Annotated in this window: 2 protein-coding genes; both read left to right on the top strand. The window is 64.6% G+C overall.

The annotated features are described in order from the left end of the window. The coding region (locus Q0C23_RS00820) for a hypothetical protein (protein ID WP_291510480.1) at positions 1-412 on the top strand (412 nt) is incomplete at its 5' end. Positions 413-476: 64 nt separating this feature from the next. Further along, positions 477-599 (top strand): MgtC/SapB family protein (locus tag Q0C23_RS09815; RefSeq protein WP_367273160.1); only part of this gene is annotated, 123 nt, incomplete at its 3' end.

The following is a 599-nucleotide window of genomic DNA, read 5'->3' as shown; positions in this document are numbered from 1 at the left end:
TCACGAACACTCCCATGAACCTGATGACGAACACGAACACGCGCATGCCGAGCCCGACAGCAAAAACCCAGCGGTGCCTGCCGCGATAGGCTTGCCGGATCATCATCCAGCCCGCGCCGGCGACAAGGCTCGGCGCGAATCCTGGCTCACGCTCATGGCGGCGGGCGTCGCCGCGTCGCCAGACGGCGCCTTCGTGCCGGTACTCATCGCCGCCCTGCCCTTGGGCAGCCTTGCCGTGGCATCGGTACTGGTAGTCTATTCGCTGGCTACCATCGGACTGATCATCACCTTCGTCGGCCTCGCGACCCTGCTGGGCTTGCGTTGGCGCCTTGCCTGGCTGGACCGACACGGAGAGATCCTGAGCCCTATCCTGCTCATAGGCCTCGGTGTGGCCCTATGGGCCGGACTTTAGTAATCCTGGCTTTGCTTCGACGCTCGCCATGCCATAATGTCGCCCATTCATCCGAGGTCCCCCTATGTTGATGGCAGCGCAGCAGGAACTTCTGGCAACCACCGCCGACCTCGCCTTGGCCTTCGTCCTGGGTGCCCTCATCGGCGTCGAGCGGCAGTGGCGGCAGCGCACAGCAGGCTTGCGCACC

Origin of the sequence: Acidithiobacillus sp. (genome assembly GCF_023256195.1) — a bacterium.
Taxonomy (GTDB): Bacteria; Pseudomonadota; Gammaproteobacteria; order Acidithiobacillales; family Acidithiobacillaceae; genus Acidithiobacillus_A.
Note: the sequence above shows the minus strand (reverse complement) of the source record. Positions and strands in the feature narration are given on the sequence as shown.